Consider the following 15,095-nt stretch of genomic DNA (forward strand, 5'->3'; position numbering starts at 1 on the left):
TGCGCGGTGACGACGACCGCGCCGGGCCGATGATGGGCTGATAGCTTCTCCGCCTGTCAGGCGTCCGCACGCCGCGAGCAGGTCACTGGAGGAATGCGGAGGACCGTTCATTGGGCGAGCTGCGGGCTGAGGATGGCGCGGTTGTCGCGGCCGCCCAGGCGGGCGACGAGTCGGCGTTCACGGAGCTTGTGGAGCGTTACCGGCGGGAGCTTCAGGTGCATTGCTACCGGATGCTCGGCTCGTTCGAGGAGTCGGAAGACCTGGTACAAGAGACGTTCCTGCGGGCGTGGCGCAAACGCGAAAGCTTTCAGGGCCGCTCCACATTCCGTGCGTGGCTCTACCGGATCGCGACGAATGCCTGTCTTGACTTCCTCGACCAGCACCCGCGGCACCCACTTCCACGTGAGGTGGAGCGGGCGAACGGCCCACACGCAGCGTCGCCGTCGGCGGAGATCGGGTGGCTGCAGCCGTACCCGGACCGGCTGCTGGAGCCGATCGCGCCCGGAGATGCCGAGCCGGAGGTCGCCGTGGTCGGCAAGGAGACGATCGAGTTGGCGTTCCTCGCCGCCGTCCAGCATCTGCCACCTGGACAGCGGGCCGCGCTGATCCTGCGAGACGTGCTCGGCTGGTCGACGAAGGAGACGGCCGACTTGCTCGGGACGAGCGTCGCCTCGGTGAAGAGCGCCTTGCAGCGAGCGAGGCCGGCCATGAGAGAGCACCTGCCCGAACGTCGGCTGGACTGGGCACCATCGGCGGAGCCGACCACGCGGGAGCGGGCGCTGGTGCGGCGCTTCATGGATGCCCACGAGCGGGCCGACACCGCTGCCTTCGCGGAGCTCCTGAGCGAGGACGTACGGATGACCATGCCTCCGCGTCCGTTCTGGTTCGCCGATCGCGCGGCCGTCGTCCGGTTCGCTGAGCACGCGTTCGGACCCGGCTCGCCGCTCCGTCAAGGACAGTGGCGATGCGTACCCACACGGGCGAACCGGCAGCCGGCGGTCGCGGGGTACATCCGGCTGGGAGACTCCGGCTACCAGGCCCAGGTGCTCAACGTGCTGCGGGTCGAGGGCGAGAAGATCGCCGAGATCACCGCCTTCGAGCCGCACCTGTTCCCCGCGTTCGGTCTGCCACTGACGCTGTCCTAGCCGGCGGCCGGTCCTGGCTCGACCCCCGTTCGGGCAGCGATTCCTTTCCAGCCGTTTCACCGTCTCAACACCGACGACCTCGATCTGCGTGGTCGACGACGATGAGGAACCGCCTGATGAAGATCGAAAACCACGGAGACGTGATGGCGCTACCGCAAGGTGATGTCGGCTTGCTGGACAGCGACGTCGCGCAACGGCTGCTCGCCTCGAAGGAGTTGGCGCGGCTGGCGTATGTGGCGGCGGACGGCACGCCACGCGTATTTCCGATGTTGTTCCATTGGACCGGAACCGAGGTCGTGCTCTCGACGTTCGGGGGCGCCAAGGTCCGCGCACTGCGGGCGAAGCCCGACGTCGCCATCACCATCGACGCCGCGTCCACCCCGCCCATGGTGCTCCTCATCCGCGGCCGGGCGTCGGTCACCGACGTCGACGGGATCGTGCCGGAGTACGCGCTGGCCCAGCGCCGCTACGCCGGGGAGGAACAGGGCGCTGCCAATGTGGCGGAGGTCGATCACCCCGGCACGAAGATGATCCGCATCGCCGTGCGGCCGACCTGGGTCGGGGTCCTCGACTTCCAGACCCGGCTGCCCGGAGGCACCAGCATGGAGGACTTCCAGAGTCGGGGCCGAGCGTGACGACCGAGGCCGAAGGCCTGCCCGCACCGCTGCCATCTAGGAGGACCGATTAGGACAGGCCGAGATCCCGCTCGGCGTGGATCCAGTCGGTGGCGATTGCGCGCTGGGCCGCTGCGAGCGTGACGGTGCCCGCGCACACCGCCCGGTGCAGCCGGTTCTCCACCGCGTCCTTGGGGTTGGGGATCTTGCCCACCTCCGGCCAGAGGTTGGCGATGTCGTTGTCGCCACCCAGTTCCAGCGAGACCTGATGGTCGAGTTCGCTCTTCTCGTCGGCCGGGATGCCGTAGGCGCTGTAGAGCAGCCGCTTGGCCTTACCGGTGTCGCTGGAGGGCGGCCGGACCGTGGCGGTGTAGCCGGACTTGCAGATCGTGGAGGACAGGTTGGCCTGGGTGACCTTCGGATCGATCCCGCCAGGCGTGCACGAAGGGTCCGGCAGCAGTGTCGTGGGGCTGTTCCCACGGACGTGGCATCCGGCCGGGTGGGTGGTGTAGGTGACGTGGCCCGGATTGGACAACACCACCATCCGGCCGGTCCCGCCGGCGGGGACGGCGCCGTCCGAACCCGGACCCGTCCCCTGCTCGGTGGTGCCCGTACAGGCGGACACAACGGTCGTGAGGGCGATCGCGGCGACGGCGACGCGGAGCGTCGGGGTGATCTTCACGCCCTGAAGGTAACCCTGCCTCCTCGCCATGCCGGGACGACACGCAGTCCGACATAGGAGATGTGCTCGGATAAATGCTGTTCGCACCTGTTTTGTGATCCAGCGTTCCGATCCCAGCGCCCGGTTGATGGAGTGAACGCTTGCTTTTTATAGCCGGAGCGAGATATAGATCTGATGACACGAGTTGGCCAGGAATCGCGATGAAGTCTCGCCCGTGATCGTCGGTGGTCGCGCGGCGTGGGGAATTGAGGGCAGATGGTGAAGCCGGCTGACGAGTTGCGGGTCATCGACGCGGACACGCACCTTACGGAACGTCACGACCTTTTCACTTCACGTGCGCCGAAGGGCTACGAGGACCGCGTCCCCCGCGTGGTGGACATCGACGGCGAGCCGTGGTGGATCGTGGAGAAGGACGTGAAGATCGGCCCGGCCCGGGGCGGTGGGGTGGTCAGCCGGGACGGCGAGAAGTTCCCGTTCGAGGAGAGCAAGCACAACGGCATCGACTGGGTTCACCGGGCGGCCTGGGATCGTGAGGCCCGGCTGGAGTACATGGACCAGAACGGCTTCCACGCGCAGGTGCTCTACCCGAACGCCATCGGCATCGGCGGTCAGACCATCGCCAACGACGTCCACGACCCGGTGCTGCGCCAGCTGACCATCGAGATCTACAACGACTCGATGGCCGAGCTGCAGGACTGGTCGAAGAACCGCTTCCTCCCCATGGCGGTCATGCCGGCGTGGAGCGTCGAGGCGGCCGTCCGGGAGGCGCAGCGCGCGGCCGACGCGGGCTTCCGCGGCGTGAACATGACCTCGGACCCGCAGGAGACCGGCGCTCCCGACCTCGCCCACCGCGACTGGGACGCGCTGTGGGAGGTGTGCGCGGACCTCAAACTCCCCGTGCACTTCCACATCGGGGCCAGCCTGACCTCGCTCAACTTCTACGGGAAGTACTTCTGGCCGTCCCTGCACCAGAACCTCAAGCCCGCCGTCGGCGGAGCGATGCTGTTCCTGAACAACGCCCGGGTCGTGCTCAACAGCATCTACGCCGGGATCTTCGACCGGCATCCCGAGCTGAAGATGGTCTCCGTCGAGAGCGGCATGGGCTGGGTCCCGTTCATCCTCGAGACCGCGGACTACGAGATCATGGAGAACGCGCCCGCGCAGGCCGCGGCGCTGTCCCGCAAGCCGTCCGAGTACTTCAAGGACCACTGGTACGCGACGTTCTGGTTCGAGGAGAACGCCGGCGACCTCCAGGGCCTGATCGACCGCGTCGGCGAGGACAACGTCATGTTCGAGACCGACTTCCCGCACCCCACCTGCCTCTATCCCGATCCGCTCAAGGCGGTCGAGGGGAGGATGTCGGCGCTGCGCCCGGAGACCCGCCGCAAGGTCCTCGGCGACACCGCCGCCAAGCTCTACCGCATCTGACCCGGGCCCGGAGCCGGGTGACTCCCTGCCCCGGGTACCCCCAGGACGGCCGGCCGGCGCGCAAGTCATAGAGCAGAGCAAGCCGGCCGGCCCCGGCAGGCCAGAGCCGACGCCCGCCGAGCGGATACGCCCTGGTGCCGGCGGCCGGCACCAGGGCGAGAGAAGCGGGAGATCGCGCGTCCTATCGGATGAGAACGGTGCTGGTGACCCGGCCTGCGGCGAAGTAGCGCTCCGTGAAGGTGGACGCCTTCTCCGGGTCGAATGTCCGGCACGAGAAGATGTTGATGTGCGCGCGGCGCAGGTGGTCGGAGAAGTGGCCGGTGATGCTCGAGGTCTCGATCAGCTGGACGAGGGTCCAGCCGGCGGTGATCGGGTCGTCGTGGCCGAAGTGCTCGAGGATGGGCTCGCCGTACGCCTTCATCTCGATGAGGTCGACGAGCTCCACCGCGTACCGGGCGAGGGCCTCCCGGTCGGCGAGCGTCCTCGGGTCGCAGTCGTCCAGGTCGAGGATGAGCTCCATACCGAACACCATCGTGCCGGTGCCGGTGTGCGATCGCCGGGTCGCGGCCATCACGCGCTCCGGGTGGGGTGGAAGGTCCAGAAGTGCTGGGTGTCGATGTTGACGCCGGTGGTGGGGACGACCCGGTTGAGGATCTTGCTTGAGGCCTCGGGGAGCCGCCGGGCGACGTTGGCCGCGGCGAAGTCCATGACCGCGATGCCGTCCGCTTCCACGGTGGGCATGTACATCTCCGAGATCAGCGCGGGGAACGTGCTGCTGGGCGCGGTCGGCTTGCGCGTGCAGACGAAGCCGATGTACCAGATCTTCCGCTCGAGGTACTCCTTGGGCCAGTGGTACTCGAAGTAGTCGGGGGAGATCAGCGGCCAGGCGGTGAGGTCGTTGGTCATGATCCCCATGCCGACCAGCCCGCCGTCGTCGTCGCGGGCGAGCCACTTGCCGATGCGGGTGTCCTCCATGGCGTCCGCGAACTCTTCGTAGGTCATCATGTGCCGCTGCACGGCGTGCTTGTTGATCTCTTCGAAGGCGCCCTGGTAGAGCGGCCACACCTCGTCGAAGAGGGTGAGGCTGACGGTGTGTTCCATGTCGATCTTCACGGTGGGGGAGCCCCCGTTCTGGGTCGATTGAGCTGGAGCAGGCATGGGCTGTCGGGCTGGACAGCAGGGGTGCGCGTCATCGCCTCCGACCGTCCGCCGAAGCGCCCTCGGTGCAGGTGCGCCGCGCCTCTCTTCTGGGTGTTTCTGGGGCCCTCGCGCGACCAGTCGCAAGGAGTGGTCAGGCGGATTCGCCCCGGGCACGGCGGCGGGCCGGGCGACGGATTATCTGCTGGCAGCAGATAGTGCTGTTCCGGGCTGTGGGCGGTTCCTATCGTCGGGATGGCACCGGGGTTCACCGGTGCCGGACCAGCACAGAGGGACCATGAGCATGACGGACGAAGTCGTCGCCGTCGGCGGCGCGCTCGACGACCAACTCGCCACCAGGCTGCTCCAGCAACGCATCATCGTGCTGGGCGCGGAGGTCGAGGACAAGATCGCGAACAGGCTGTGCGCCCAGTTGCTGCTGCTGTCGGCGGAGGACCCGCGCAGCGACATCAGCCTCTACATCAACTCCCCCGGCGGCTCGGTCAGCGCGGGGCTGGCCATCTACGACACGATGAACCTGATCCCCAACGACGTCAGCACCCTCGCGATGGGCCTGGCCGGGAGCATGGGCCAGTTCCTGTTGAGCGCGGGGACGCCGGGCAAGAGGTTCAGCCTGCCGCACGCCCAGGTGCTCATGCACCAGGGTTCGGCCGGGTTCGGCGGCACCGCGGCCGACGTCGAGATCTACGCCGGCCAGCTCGAGCGGATCGGCTCGCTGCTGACCCGGCTGACCGCCGGGCAGACCGGCCGCCCGGTGGAGACCATCGAACGCGACAGCCTGCGAGACCGGTGGTTCACCGCGGAGGAGGCACGCGACTACGGGCTCATCGACCACATCGTGGAGCGCATGGACGACGTCCGGCCCGCCTTCACCCGCACCCGGGCGGGGCTGTGATCATGAGCCAGTACACGATCCCCACCGTCGTGGAGAAGACCCCCACCGGCGAGCGCGCCTTCGACATCTTCTCCCGGCTGCTCTCGGACCGGATCGTCTTCCTCGGCACCGAGATCGACGACGGCGTCGCCAACGTCGTGATGGCACAGCTGCTGCATCTCGAGTCGGCGAGCCCGGACCAGGAGATCGGGCTGTACATCAACTCCCCGGGCGGCTCGTTCAGCGCGCTGACCGCGATCTACGACACGATGCAGTTCGTCCGGCCGGACATCGCGACGTTCTGCATGGGCCAGGCGTCATCGGCCGCGGCGGTGCTACTGGCCGCCGGCACTCCGGGCAAGCGATCCGTACTGCGGCATGCCAAGGTCATGCTCCACCAGCCGTCGAGCCAGGCCCGCGGCACCCTGCCCGACCTGGCGGTCCAGGCCAAGGAGGTGGCCCGGGTACGGGCCGAGATGGACGAGATCCTCAGCCGCCACACCGGCCACCCGGCGTCGAAGATCAGGGCGGACACCGACCGGAACCGCACGTTCGACGCCGGCGAGGCCGTCGGCTACGGCCTCGCGGACGTGGTCATCTCCAACCGCAGGGATGTCCTGGCCGCCTGAGCGCTCAGGCCGCCAGGCAGTGCGCGTCTCGCGTACCCGCCGGACGGGCGGCCACCGGACGGGCGGCCACCGGGCGGAGGGCGCCGGGGCGGACGGCGGCCGTCCGGCGGAGACGGTCGGCCGCCAGCGTGCGCCCGACTTCGACGAGCACGTCGGCCAACTCGACGCGCAGGGCCTCGCAGACCGCGGCGAGCACCTCCGAGGAGGCCTCCTTCCGTCCCCGCTCCAGCTCCGAGAGGTAGGGCATCGAGATCCGCGCGGTACGCGCCACGTCGGCGAGGGTGCGCCCCTGCTCTCGGCGGACACCGCGCAGCACGTCACCGAGCAGAACACGCAGCAGGGGCTTCGGCCTGGGCTCGTGCGCTCCCGCCACCACAGGCTCCAGCATGACCCGCCCTCCACCATCCGCCCACCGGATCGATTCGATCTCCTCGTTCCTATCCTGAGAGCCCCGTCCGCGAACACCCCTTTCGCGACAAGCGATATCCGGCCCGGCCATCCGGCCGCCAGGCCGCTTCCGTCACGGGCGGGGCCAGGGCTGTCCGGCGAGACGTTCGATGTCGGTGTTGAACCGCTGGAGGTAGGCGGCGAAGGTCGCCACCTCTTCGGGCGTCCAGGCGTCCAGGATCTTCTCCAGCCCGCCGACGATCGCCTCGCGCTCGTCGTCGAGGCGGCGCTCGCCCTCCGCGGTGATGCGGAACTTGCGGGCGATGCCCCCGGCGGGGTCGGGGATGCGTTCGACCAGTCCGTCGCGGAGCATGGCGGCGGTCTGCCGGTTGAGCGTGGAGGCGTCCAAGCCGAAGGCCTCACTGAGCTGGCGGATGGACATCGGGCCCTCCATCCGGATTCGGCTGAGCAGGATGTAGGCACTGCGGTCCAGGAGGCCGCCCTCCCGCCGGGACCGGGCGCCCAGAGTGTGCCGTCCGAGCAGCATGGTCTCGTATTCGACCAGGTGGGTGGGCTTGTCCATGCCGTCCTCCCGTGTGCCGCTCATCGGTAACACACCTGACATGCAGTGTACATAACTTGTGGCTAATACATAACAAGTGTATGGTGCATGTGTACGATGCACATTTGTCTCCGCGAGCAAGAACGGGAGGCCCGCATGGGCGACTCCACATCCGGTGCCGGCTCCGGCAGGATCGTCGGCGTGCTGGCGCTGGCCGGCATTGTCGCCTCGGTCATGCAGACGCTGGTGGTGCCGTTGATCGGCGAGCTCCCGCAGATCCTGCACACCAGCGCCTCCAACGCGACCTGGGCGATCACCGGCACGCTGCTGGCGGCGGCGGTCGCCACGCCGGTGACCGGGCGGCTGGGTGACCTGTACGGCAAGAAGCGCATGATGCTGACCCTGCTGGCGCCGCTCATCGCCGGCTCGGTGGTCTGCGCCCTGGCCGGCTCCCTCGCGCCGATGATCGTCGGACGGGGACTGCAGGGCATCGGCATGGGCATCGTTCCGCTTGCCGTCAGCGCGCTTCGGGACCTGCTGCCTCCCGAGCGGCTGGGCTCTGCGATCGCGCTTATCAGCGCCTCCATGGGCATCGGCGGGGCACTGGGCCTGCCGATCTCGGCGGCGGTCGCCGAGCAGGCGAGCTGGCGCGTGCTGTTCTGGGGCTCGGCGGTGCTGAGCCTGCTGGTCGCCGTGGCCACCTGGCTGGTGGTGCCCGCCACACCCGTCAAGGCCCGGGCACGTTTCGACCCGCTCGGCGCGCTCGGTCTGGGGGTCGGCCTGCTGTGCCTGCTGCTCGGTGTCTCCAAGGGCTCCGACTGGGGATGGACGAGCGGCACGATCCTCGGCCTGTTCGCGGTCTCGCTGGTCGTCCTGCCGGTGTGGGCCCTGTGGGAGCTGCGGACCGGTGACCCGCTGATCGACCTGCGGGTCACCGCACGGCCGCAGGTCCTGCTGACCAACGTGGCCTCGATCGTGGTGGGCTTCGCGATGTACGCCCAGGCGCTGATCGTGCCCCAGCTGCTGCAGCTCCCCGAGGCCACCGGCTACGGCCTGGGCACCTCGATGCTCGGCGCCGGGCTGGCGATGGCCCCGGGCGGCCTGATGATGATGCTGCTGGCACCGGTCGGCGGGAAGCTGACCGCGGCTCGCGGGCCGAAGGTCACCCTGTTCGCCGGCACCCTGGTCATCGCCCTCGGCTACGCCTCCTCCCTGGTCCTGATGGGGTCGGTGTGGGGACTGGTCCTCGTCGGCTGCATCTGCAACACCGGTGTCGGCCTGGCCTACGGGGCGATGCCCGCCCTCATCATGGGCGCGGTGCCGGTGTCGGAGACCGCCTCGGCCAACAGCTTCAACACCCTGATGCGCTCCATCGGCACCGCGGTTTCGGCGACCGTGGTCGGAGTCGTCCTGGCCCAGATGACCGTCCAGCTGGGTGGACATGCCCTCCCGTCCGAGCAAGGCTTCCGGGTCGGCCTGCTCCTCGGCGGCGGCAGCGCCCTCCTCGCCGCCGCCATCACCCTCACCATCCCCGCACGCAGAGCCGCCCGCCCGGCCGAACACGTGATCACGGCCGACGTGCCCGCGGAGGTCGTGGCCTGAAACCCCGCCGTTCCGCCGCATGCGGGCTCACGAGGGCCCCGCGGGCGAAACGGCGACGGCGGCCCAGCCCGCACCCGGGTCCTGCGGAACCGGGTGCGGGCTCTTCGCGTCGTACGTCAGACTCGCGGCGGTGTACCGGGGTCGTCTCGGTTTCTGCGTCCTACGGAGGCGTGATGAGTTCGTCTGGTGAAGGTGGCGGCAACACTTATCTGGATCAGGTGGTCGCGCAGCAGGCCGTCCTGGAGGACGACCTCAGATCGAGACGCGCGTACGGTGCCGCCCCCGTTGCGGCGGCGGCGCCCGGCTCGGTGAGCCCGCTCATGAAGCGGGAGCGGTCCCTTGGCGCCGTGGCCTCCCCCAAGCCGGGGCCTGGCCCCGTCGACGTACGGATCAGTGGATGGTGGCGGTGGAAGACCGTCATCGTGCCGCCGAACGCCTTCGTGGTCCACACTCGGCGCGGCAAGCCGGCACCCCTGCACATCGGGCTCGGCATGTCGTTCAAGTACAACCCGGCCACCGACTCCTTCCTGGTGGTTCCGGGGGCCACCCAGACGATCCTGATCAACGCGTACTGCATCTGCGGGGAGCTGCAGGGCGTGCTCGTTCAGGGGTACGTGCAGTGGATCATTCAGGACTTCGGCACGGCCTACCGCAAGCTGGACTTCAGCGACGGCGAGGATCCGATGCGGCTGGTCAACCTGCAGCTCAAGGAGCAGGCCGAGGCAGCGATCAAGGACAAGGTGTCCACCATGGGCGTGCGCGACGTGCTCAGCGACAAGCAGCCGATCATCGAGGAACTGACGGCCAGGCTGCGGGCGGTCGCCGAGGGCGAGGACAACAGCGACCAGGGGCTGGGCCTGCGCATCGTCACCGTGCAGATCAAAGAGGCCGTGGTCAGCTCGTCGAGACTGTGGGAGAACCTGCAGAAGCCCTACCGGTCCGACCAGGCCAGAATCGCCCGCCTGGCGGAGCTCCAGGCCGAAGAGGCGATCTCCGAACGCGAGATGGCCGCCGCCCGGCTGCGGGAGACCCGGCAGATCGAGAACCAGCGGGAACTCGCCGAGCTACGCGCCCGCAACGAGGCACGCCTGTTCGACACCGAGGCGACCGAGCAACTGCGGCGCACCCGGGTCGAACACGACAGCACCCGCGACGTGGCCGAGCTCGAGAAGGAGACGACGCTGCACGCGCTGCGGCTGGAGCGGGAGCGCAACGCCGAGGAGGCGGAGACCGGGCGGTTGCGGATCGGCACCGAGCGGGAGCTGAAGCGGCTCGAACTCGACGGCCAGCTGGACCAGGCGGCGGCCAAGGCCCGGTCCGCGCACGAACTCAGCCTCCTGGTGCTGGAACGGGAACGGATCCGCGCGGCGATGGCGAACGAGCAGACCCCGGCCAGCATCCAGGCGAAGCTGGTCGGCTCGCTGCCCGAGATCGTGGAGAAGCTCCCCAAGCCCGACGAGGTACGTTCGGTCACCATCGGGGGCAACAACGCCACGACGCTGGCAGGCCTGATCGCCGAACTGTCCGGCGTGCTCGGCGCGCTCCGGACGGCCACGGAGAGCGACCCCGAGAAGTAGACGGTCCCTGGACGGCCTCGCGCGATGTCCGATCCGGGCCGATCGTTGCAGTGGGATACCCCATAGGGAGGAAGGGGGCTATCGGGAAGCAATGGGATGTGTGCGTTGGCACACTTCCGTTGTCATGCGATCGTCTCCCTCGGGCCCGGTGCCCTGCTCAGTGCCCCCTGGGGTGCCCCCACGTGGCGACGGCGAACCCGACTGGTTCGCCGACGACTTCCACCGCGCCGAGCGGGGCCGCCGGACCGGGCTCCTCGTCGCGGTGATCGCCTTGGTCGCGGTCGGCACGGCGGGAGCCCTCGGCTGGGCCCTCTGGCCTGCGATGTCACCGGCCACGGCCAGGAACGCCGCACCGGCTCCCTCCGGGCACGACGGCACGGCCACGCCCGCCACCTCCCCCACGGCCAAGCCCCTCGTCTCCCCCAAGGGCAGGGGGAGCAGGACGCCGGACGTACCAGCGAGGGGGCTGGGGACCTTCACCGCCGCCAAGGGCGGCACCCGCCGCGTCGGTGACGGCGGGACGCTGATCCGCTACGCGGTGCGGGTGGAGAAGGGCATCGGCCGGCGGACCGGGGAGTTCGCCCGGGCCGTCGACACGATCCTGGCGGCCCCGCGCGGCTGGACGGCGGCCGGCAGGTGGTCCTTCCAGCGCGTCGACGCCAAGCCGTACGACTTCGTGGTCACCCTGGCCTCGCCGGACACCTCCGAGAGGCTGTGCGCGGCGAACGGAATGCAGACCGGCGGGAAGGTCAACTGCAGCGCTCCCGGTGACGTCGTGATCAACCTCAGGCGATGGATCCTCCTCACCCCCTACTACCGGGGCAGGCCCGACCTCTACCACGCGCTGGCGATCGACCATGAGATCGGCCACCGGCTGGGCTTCGGCCACATGGCCTGTCCCGGCAAGGGCAAGCCCGCCCCGGTGATGATGCAGCAGATCTACGGCCTGCACGGCTGCGTCGCCAACGGCTGGCCCTACGACTCCCGCGGCCGGCTCCTCAGCGGCCCCGGCGTCCCCTGACCTCCGCGCGGCTAGCCCCCTGTTCGGCGTGCGGTGAACAGCAGGTATTCCCAGTCCATCGAGCTGGAGCCGGTGCCGGCGGTGTGGCGGCGGGCGAGGGCGGCCAGGTCCTCGTCCAGGGCGGCGACGCGGTCAGGGTCGTCCGCGAGGCCGCGGTAGGCGGCGATGGTCGGGCCGTAGTGGGATTTGAAGAAGTCGCGGAACGCCTCGGGCGTCGGGAACCGGTCGATCCGAACGGTCCGCCGGTCGGCCGTGACGTCGGTGATCCGGTCGCCGAGGAGTGCGCGGACGTGTTCCGGCCGTCCCCACAGGGGTGGCGGCTGCGTGCCGGGCGGCGGGGACACGTAGGGCTTCATCGCCGCGAACATCTGGCCGATGAAACCCTCCGGCGTCCAGCTGATCACGCCGAGGGTGCCGCCCGGGCGGCAGACGCGGAGCATCTCGTCGGCGGCGGCCTGGTGGTGCGGGGCGAACATGATCCCGACGCAGGACAGCACGGCGTCGAACTCGCCGTCGGCGAACGGCAGCTCCTCGGCGTCGGCCTGGCACCACTCCAGCTCCGCGCCGCGCCGTGCCGACGCCCGGCGCCCGGCCTCCAGCAGCTCCGGGGTCAGGTCGCTGGCGACCACCTGGGCGCCCGCCAGCGCCGCGGGGATCGCGACGTTTCCCGAGCCGGCCGCGATGTCCAGCACCCGGTCGCCGGGCCGGACCCCGCACGCCTCCACCAGGGTGGCGCCCAGGTCAGGGATGACCTCCGAGGCCACTGCCGGGTAGTCGCCCAGCGCCCACATGGCGCGGTGCTTGGCCTTCAAGGCACGGTCCGTCTCGTCCACGCTGATCAATTCGCTCATGGAACCGACTCTAGGTAACGGCCGAATCACCTCCTAGTACAACATCTGTACCGGGCGGACGCCAGGGCCGGGCTCTACGCTGCACCCATGGGAGCCTCGTACTACCAGTTCTGCCCCATCGCCAAGGCCATGGAAATGCTCGACGAGCGCTGGACCCTGCTCGTCGTACGGGAACTGCTGTCCGGGAGCAGGCACTTCAACGAGATACGCCGTGGTGTGCCGAGGATGTCTCCCACGCTGCTGTCCAAGCGCATGCAGCAGCTGATGCGCGCCGGCATCGTGGAGAGGGCGACCGACGGCAACGACGTACGGTACGTCCTGACCCCGGCCGGCCAGGAGCTGCGGCCGGTGGTCGAGGCGCTCGGCGTCTGGGGCACCCGCTGGATCGGCCGGCTCGGTGAGATCGACCTGGACCCCAAACTGCTGCTGTGGGACATGCGCCGGCGCATCGACCACGAGGCGGTGCCGACCGGCCGGACCGTGGTGCTGTTCAGCTTCCCGGACGTGCAGCCGCGCGCCCGGGACTGGTGGCTGGTGATCGAGTCCGGCGAAGCCGACGTCTGCGACGTGGACCCCGGTCACCCCGTGGCGGTGCGGGTGACCGCGGGCCTGCGCCACCTGGTCGATATCTGGCGCGGTGACCTCGGCTGGCCCGACGCCCTGCGCTCCGGCGCGGTCGACGTCCACGGCCCCGAGGAGCTCCGCCGGGAGATGCCCGGCTGGTTCACGCTCTCGACGTTCGCCTCGGTGCCTCGCCCCGTCTGACCCTCCGGCGGGGCGGTCGGCGTGGGCGGTCGGCGGGGATGGTTGTGACCCTGTTCACAGAACCAAGCGTTTGCTACCGTCCGGCACATGATCTCCACGATTGTCTGGGGCACCGGCAACGTCGGTCGTCTGGCCATCCGAGCCGTCGAGGCCCACCCCGCACTGAAGCTCACCGCCGTACTCGTCCACAACCCAGACAAGGTCGGCCGCGACGCGGGTGAACTCGGCGGGCTCGGCCGCGACCTGGGGATCGCGGCGACCGACGACATCGACGCGGTGCTGGCCACCGGCCCCCAAGCGGTGGTGTACGCGGCGTCCGGCGACATCCGACCTGACGATGCGCTCGCCGACATCGTCAGGGCGATCCGGGCCGGCGCCGTGGTCGTCACCCCGGCGTTGTACGCGCTCTACGACCAGCGCAACGCCCCGCCGGAGCTGCGGGAACCGGTGCTGGCGGCCATCGCGGCCGGCGGCGGCTCGCTGTTCGTCTCCGGCGTCGACCCCGGCTGGGGCAACGACGTGCTGCCGCTGCTGCTCAGCGGGCTCGGCAGCACCGTGGACGTGATCCGCTGCCAGGAGATCTTCGACTACTCCACCTACGACCAGGAGGACTCGGTCCGGTACCTGGTCGGGATGGGCCAGCCGATGGACTACGAGCCGCCGATGCTCTCGCCGACGGTCCCGACCATGGTGTGGGGCGGGCAGATCCGGCTGATGGCCAGGGCGCTCGGCGTCGAGCTCGACGAGATCCGCGAGACCCTGGACCGGCGCCCGCTCGACGCCACGGTGAGCACCAAGACGATGGGCGAGTTCGAGGCCGGTACCCAGGGCGCCGTGCGGTTCGAGGTGCAGGGCATCGTCGAGGGCGAACCGCGCCTCGTCATCGAACACGTCACCCGTATCCACGCGTCCTGCGCACCGGACTGGCCGACGCCGCCCGACGGCGACGGGGCGCACCGGGTGGTCATCGAGGGCCGCCCGCGCATCGAGGTCACGGTCGAGGCCACCGACGAGGGCGGCAACCGGTCCGCGGGCGGGAACGCCACCGCGGTCGGCCGGCTGGTGAGCGCCATCGACTGGCTCGTGGACGCGGAACCCGGACTCTACGACGCGCTCGACGTCCCACTGCGCCCGGCAGTCGGCAAGCTCGGAAGGAAGCAACCATGAACATCGACATCCCCGAGGGCAAGGACGCGATCGAGTACGTGTGGGGCGAGATGGTCCCCGGCATCGGGATCGCCGCCTCCAACTTCTCGCTCTCGGTGTACGCCCACACCACCCTCGGGCTCCGTGAGTTCGAGGCCGCGCGGCTGCGGATAGCGCAGATCAACGGGTGCGTCTTCTGCCTCGACTGGCGGACCGAGCGGGACGGGGAGAAGGTCGAGGAGGAGTTCGCCGACGCGGTGACCGAGTGGCGCACCACCGACGCCTTCGACGACCGCACCCGGCTGGCCGCCGAGTACGCCGAGCGGTACGCCCTGGATCACCACGGCCTCGACGACGAGTTCTGGACTCGGATGACCGCGCACTACAGCCAGCTCGAGATCGTGGAGCTGAGCATGAGCATCGGCTCCTGGCTGGCCTTCGGCCGGCTCAACCACGTGCTGGGCCTCGACACCGTCTGCCTGCTGCCCCGCCGCTGACCCGCTCGCCGGGCCTGGCGTGCCGACCTGATCCGGCGCCGTGCACCGCCGGAGATCCTGCCTGCGATCACGCGGTCACGCTCCGCGAAGCGGACGAACACACTGTGATCCGGCGCTCCCGAAAATGTGATCAGCCACACATTACTCGCCAGTACGT

General features: G+C 69.7%; 17 protein-coding genes. 11 read left to right on the forward strand and 6 right to left on the reverse strand.

Annotation, left to right across the window (positions count from 1 at the left end; genetic code table 11):
* Nucleotides 1–110: 110 nt before the first annotated feature.
* Both ACRYCC_RS33185 and ACRYCC_RS33190 read left to right on the forward strand, forming a co-directional pair.
* Nucleotides 111–1,145: a sigma-70 family RNA polymerase sigma factor gene (locus tag ACRYCC_RS33185; protein ID WP_433817725.1), complete on the forward strand. Its 1,035-nt coding sequence runs from the start codon at nucleotides 111–113 to the stop codon at nucleotides 1,143–1,145.
* 101 nt (nucleotides 1,146–1,246) lie between these two features.
* Nucleotides 1,247–1,780 (forward strand): pyridoxamine 5'-phosphate oxidase family protein, encoded by a 534-nt coding sequence (locus ACRYCC_RS33190; RefSeq protein WP_433817726.1) that lies wholly within the window; start codon nucleotides 1,247–1,249, stop codon nucleotides 1,778–1,780.
* Nucleotides 1,781–1,829: 49 nt separating this feature from the next.
* Here the strand turns inward: ACRYCC_RS33190 and ACRYCC_RS33195 are convergent, their stop codons facing one another.
* Entirely contained in the window at nucleotides 1,830–2,441 is a 612-nt protein-coding gene (locus tag ACRYCC_RS33195) for a hypothetical protein (protein ID WP_433817727.1), read from the reverse strand.
* Between the two features lie 255 nt (nucleotides 2,442–2,696).
* Here ACRYCC_RS33195 and ACRYCC_RS33200 point away from each other — a divergent pair, with 255 nt between their 5' ends.
* Nucleotides 2,697–3,869 carry an amidohydrolase family protein gene (locus ACRYCC_RS33200; protein WP_433817729.1) on the forward strand — a complete coding sequence of 391 codons (1,173 nt, stop codon included), beginning with the start codon at nucleotides 2,697–2,699 and terminating at the stop codon, nucleotides 3,867–3,869.
* Between the two features lie 181 nt (nucleotides 3,870–4,050).
* Here ACRYCC_RS33200 and speD read toward each other — a convergent pair whose 3' ends face one another.
* Entirely contained in the window at nucleotides 4,051–4,440 is a 390-nt protein-coding gene (speD, locus tag ACRYCC_RS33205; RefSeq protein WP_433817730.1) for an S-adenosylmethionine decarboxylase, read from the reverse strand.
* Complete coding sequence (locus tag ACRYCC_RS33210) at nucleotides 4,440–4,970, reverse strand: hypothetical protein (protein ID WP_433817731.1); 531 nt, start codon at nucleotides 4,968–4,970, stop codon at nucleotides 4,440–4,442. Before ACRYCC_RS33210 ends, speD begins: the two co-directional genes overlap by 1 nt.
* Before the next feature lie 340 nt (nucleotides 4,971–5,310).
* Between ACRYCC_RS33210 and ACRYCC_RS33215 the strand changes: the two genes are divergently transcribed.
* Both ACRYCC_RS33215 and ACRYCC_RS33220 read left to right on the forward strand, forming a co-directional pair.
* Nucleotides 5,311–5,922 (forward strand): ATP-dependent Clp protease proteolytic subunit, encoded by a 612-nt coding sequence (locus ACRYCC_RS33215; protein ID WP_433817732.1) that lies wholly within the window; start codon nucleotides 5,311–5,313, stop codon nucleotides 5,920–5,922.
* Complete coding sequence (locus tag ACRYCC_RS33220) at nucleotides 5,922–6,530, forward strand: ClpP family protease (RefSeq protein WP_433817999.1); 609 nt, start codon at nucleotides 5,922–5,924, stop codon at nucleotides 6,528–6,530. Before ACRYCC_RS33215 ends, ACRYCC_RS33220 begins: the two co-directional genes overlap by 1 nt.
* 4 nt (nucleotides 6,531–6,534) lie before the next feature.
* Here ACRYCC_RS33220 and ACRYCC_RS33225 read toward each other — a convergent pair whose 3' ends face one another.
* Both ACRYCC_RS33225 and ACRYCC_RS33230 read right to left on the reverse strand, forming a co-directional pair.
* Nucleotides 6,535–6,918 carry a helix-turn-helix domain-containing protein gene (locus ACRYCC_RS33225; RefSeq protein ID WP_433817733.1) on the reverse strand — a complete coding sequence of 128 codons (384 nt, stop codon included), beginning with the start codon at nucleotides 6,916–6,918 and terminating at the stop codon, nucleotides 6,535–6,537.
* 132 nt (nucleotides 6,919–7,050) lie between these two features.
* The gene (locus tag ACRYCC_RS33230; protein ID WP_433817734.1) at nucleotides 7,051–7,524 is read right to left on the reverse strand and encodes a MarR family winged helix-turn-helix transcriptional regulator; all 474 of its coding nucleotides are present in this window, start codon (nucleotides 7,522–7,524) and stop codon (nucleotides 7,051–7,053) included.
* 111 nt (nucleotides 7,525–7,635) lie between these two features.
* Here ACRYCC_RS33230 and ACRYCC_RS33235 point away from each other — a divergent pair, with 111 nt between their 5' ends.
* From ACRYCC_RS33235 to ACRYCC_RS33245, 3 genes are all read left to right on the forward strand, one after another.
* The gene (locus tag ACRYCC_RS33235; protein ID WP_433817735.1) at nucleotides 7,636–9,081 is read left to right on the forward strand and encodes an MFS transporter; all 1,446 of its coding nucleotides are present in this window, start codon (nucleotides 7,636–7,638) and stop codon (nucleotides 9,079–9,081) included.
* Nucleotides 9,082–9,254: 173 nt separating this feature from the next.
* Nucleotides 9,255–10,658: an SPFH domain-containing protein gene (locus tag ACRYCC_RS33240; RefSeq protein WP_433817736.1), complete on the forward strand. Its 1,404-nt coding sequence runs from the start codon at nucleotides 9,255–9,257 to the stop codon at nucleotides 10,656–10,658.
* 172 nt (nucleotides 10,659–10,830) lie between these two features.
* On the forward strand, nucleotides 10,831–11,679 hold the full coding sequence (locus tag ACRYCC_RS33245) for a DUF3152 domain-containing protein (protein ID WP_433817737.1): 849 nt from the start codon (nucleotides 10,831–10,833) through the stop codon (nucleotides 11,677–11,679).
* 11 nt (nucleotides 11,680–11,690) lie between these two features.
* Here ACRYCC_RS33245 and ACRYCC_RS33250 read toward each other — a convergent pair whose 3' ends face one another.
* Nucleotides 11,691–12,530, reverse strand: coding sequence for a class I SAM-dependent methyltransferase (locus ACRYCC_RS33250; RefSeq protein WP_433817739.1), 840 nt, complete (start codon nucleotides 12,528–12,530; stop codon nucleotides 11,691–11,693).
* A gap of 87 nt (nucleotides 12,531–12,617) precedes the next feature.
* Between ACRYCC_RS33250 and ACRYCC_RS33255 the strand changes: the two genes are divergently transcribed.
* From ACRYCC_RS33255 to ACRYCC_RS33265, 3 genes are all read left to right on the forward strand, one after another.
* Nucleotides 12,618–13,295 (forward strand): winged helix-turn-helix transcriptional regulator, encoded by a 678-nt coding sequence (locus ACRYCC_RS33255; RefSeq protein WP_433817740.1) that lies wholly within the window; start codon nucleotides 12,618–12,620, stop codon nucleotides 13,293–13,295.
* Between the two features lie 87 nt (nucleotides 13,296–13,382).
* Nucleotides 13,383–14,462: an NAD(P)H-dependent amine dehydrogenase family protein gene (locus ACRYCC_RS33260; protein ID WP_433817741.1), complete on the forward strand. Its 1,080-nt coding sequence runs from the start codon at nucleotides 13,383–13,385 to the stop codon at nucleotides 14,460–14,462.
* A complete protein-coding gene (locus tag ACRYCC_RS33265; protein WP_433817742.1) occupies nucleotides 14,459–14,938 on the forward strand; it encodes a carboxymuconolactone decarboxylase family protein in 480 nt (159 codons plus the stop codon). The genes ACRYCC_RS33260 and ACRYCC_RS33265 overlap by 4 nt, the downstream gene beginning before the upstream one ends.
* The last annotated feature ends 157 nt before the right edge of the window (nucleotides 14,939–15,095 follow it).

It is taken from the genome of Actinomadura scrupuli, assembly GCF_050971785.1.
In the GTDB taxonomy this organism is placed as follows: Bacteria; Actinomycetota; Actinomycetes; order Streptosporangiales; family Streptosporangiaceae; genus Actinomadura_E; species Actinomadura_E scrupuli.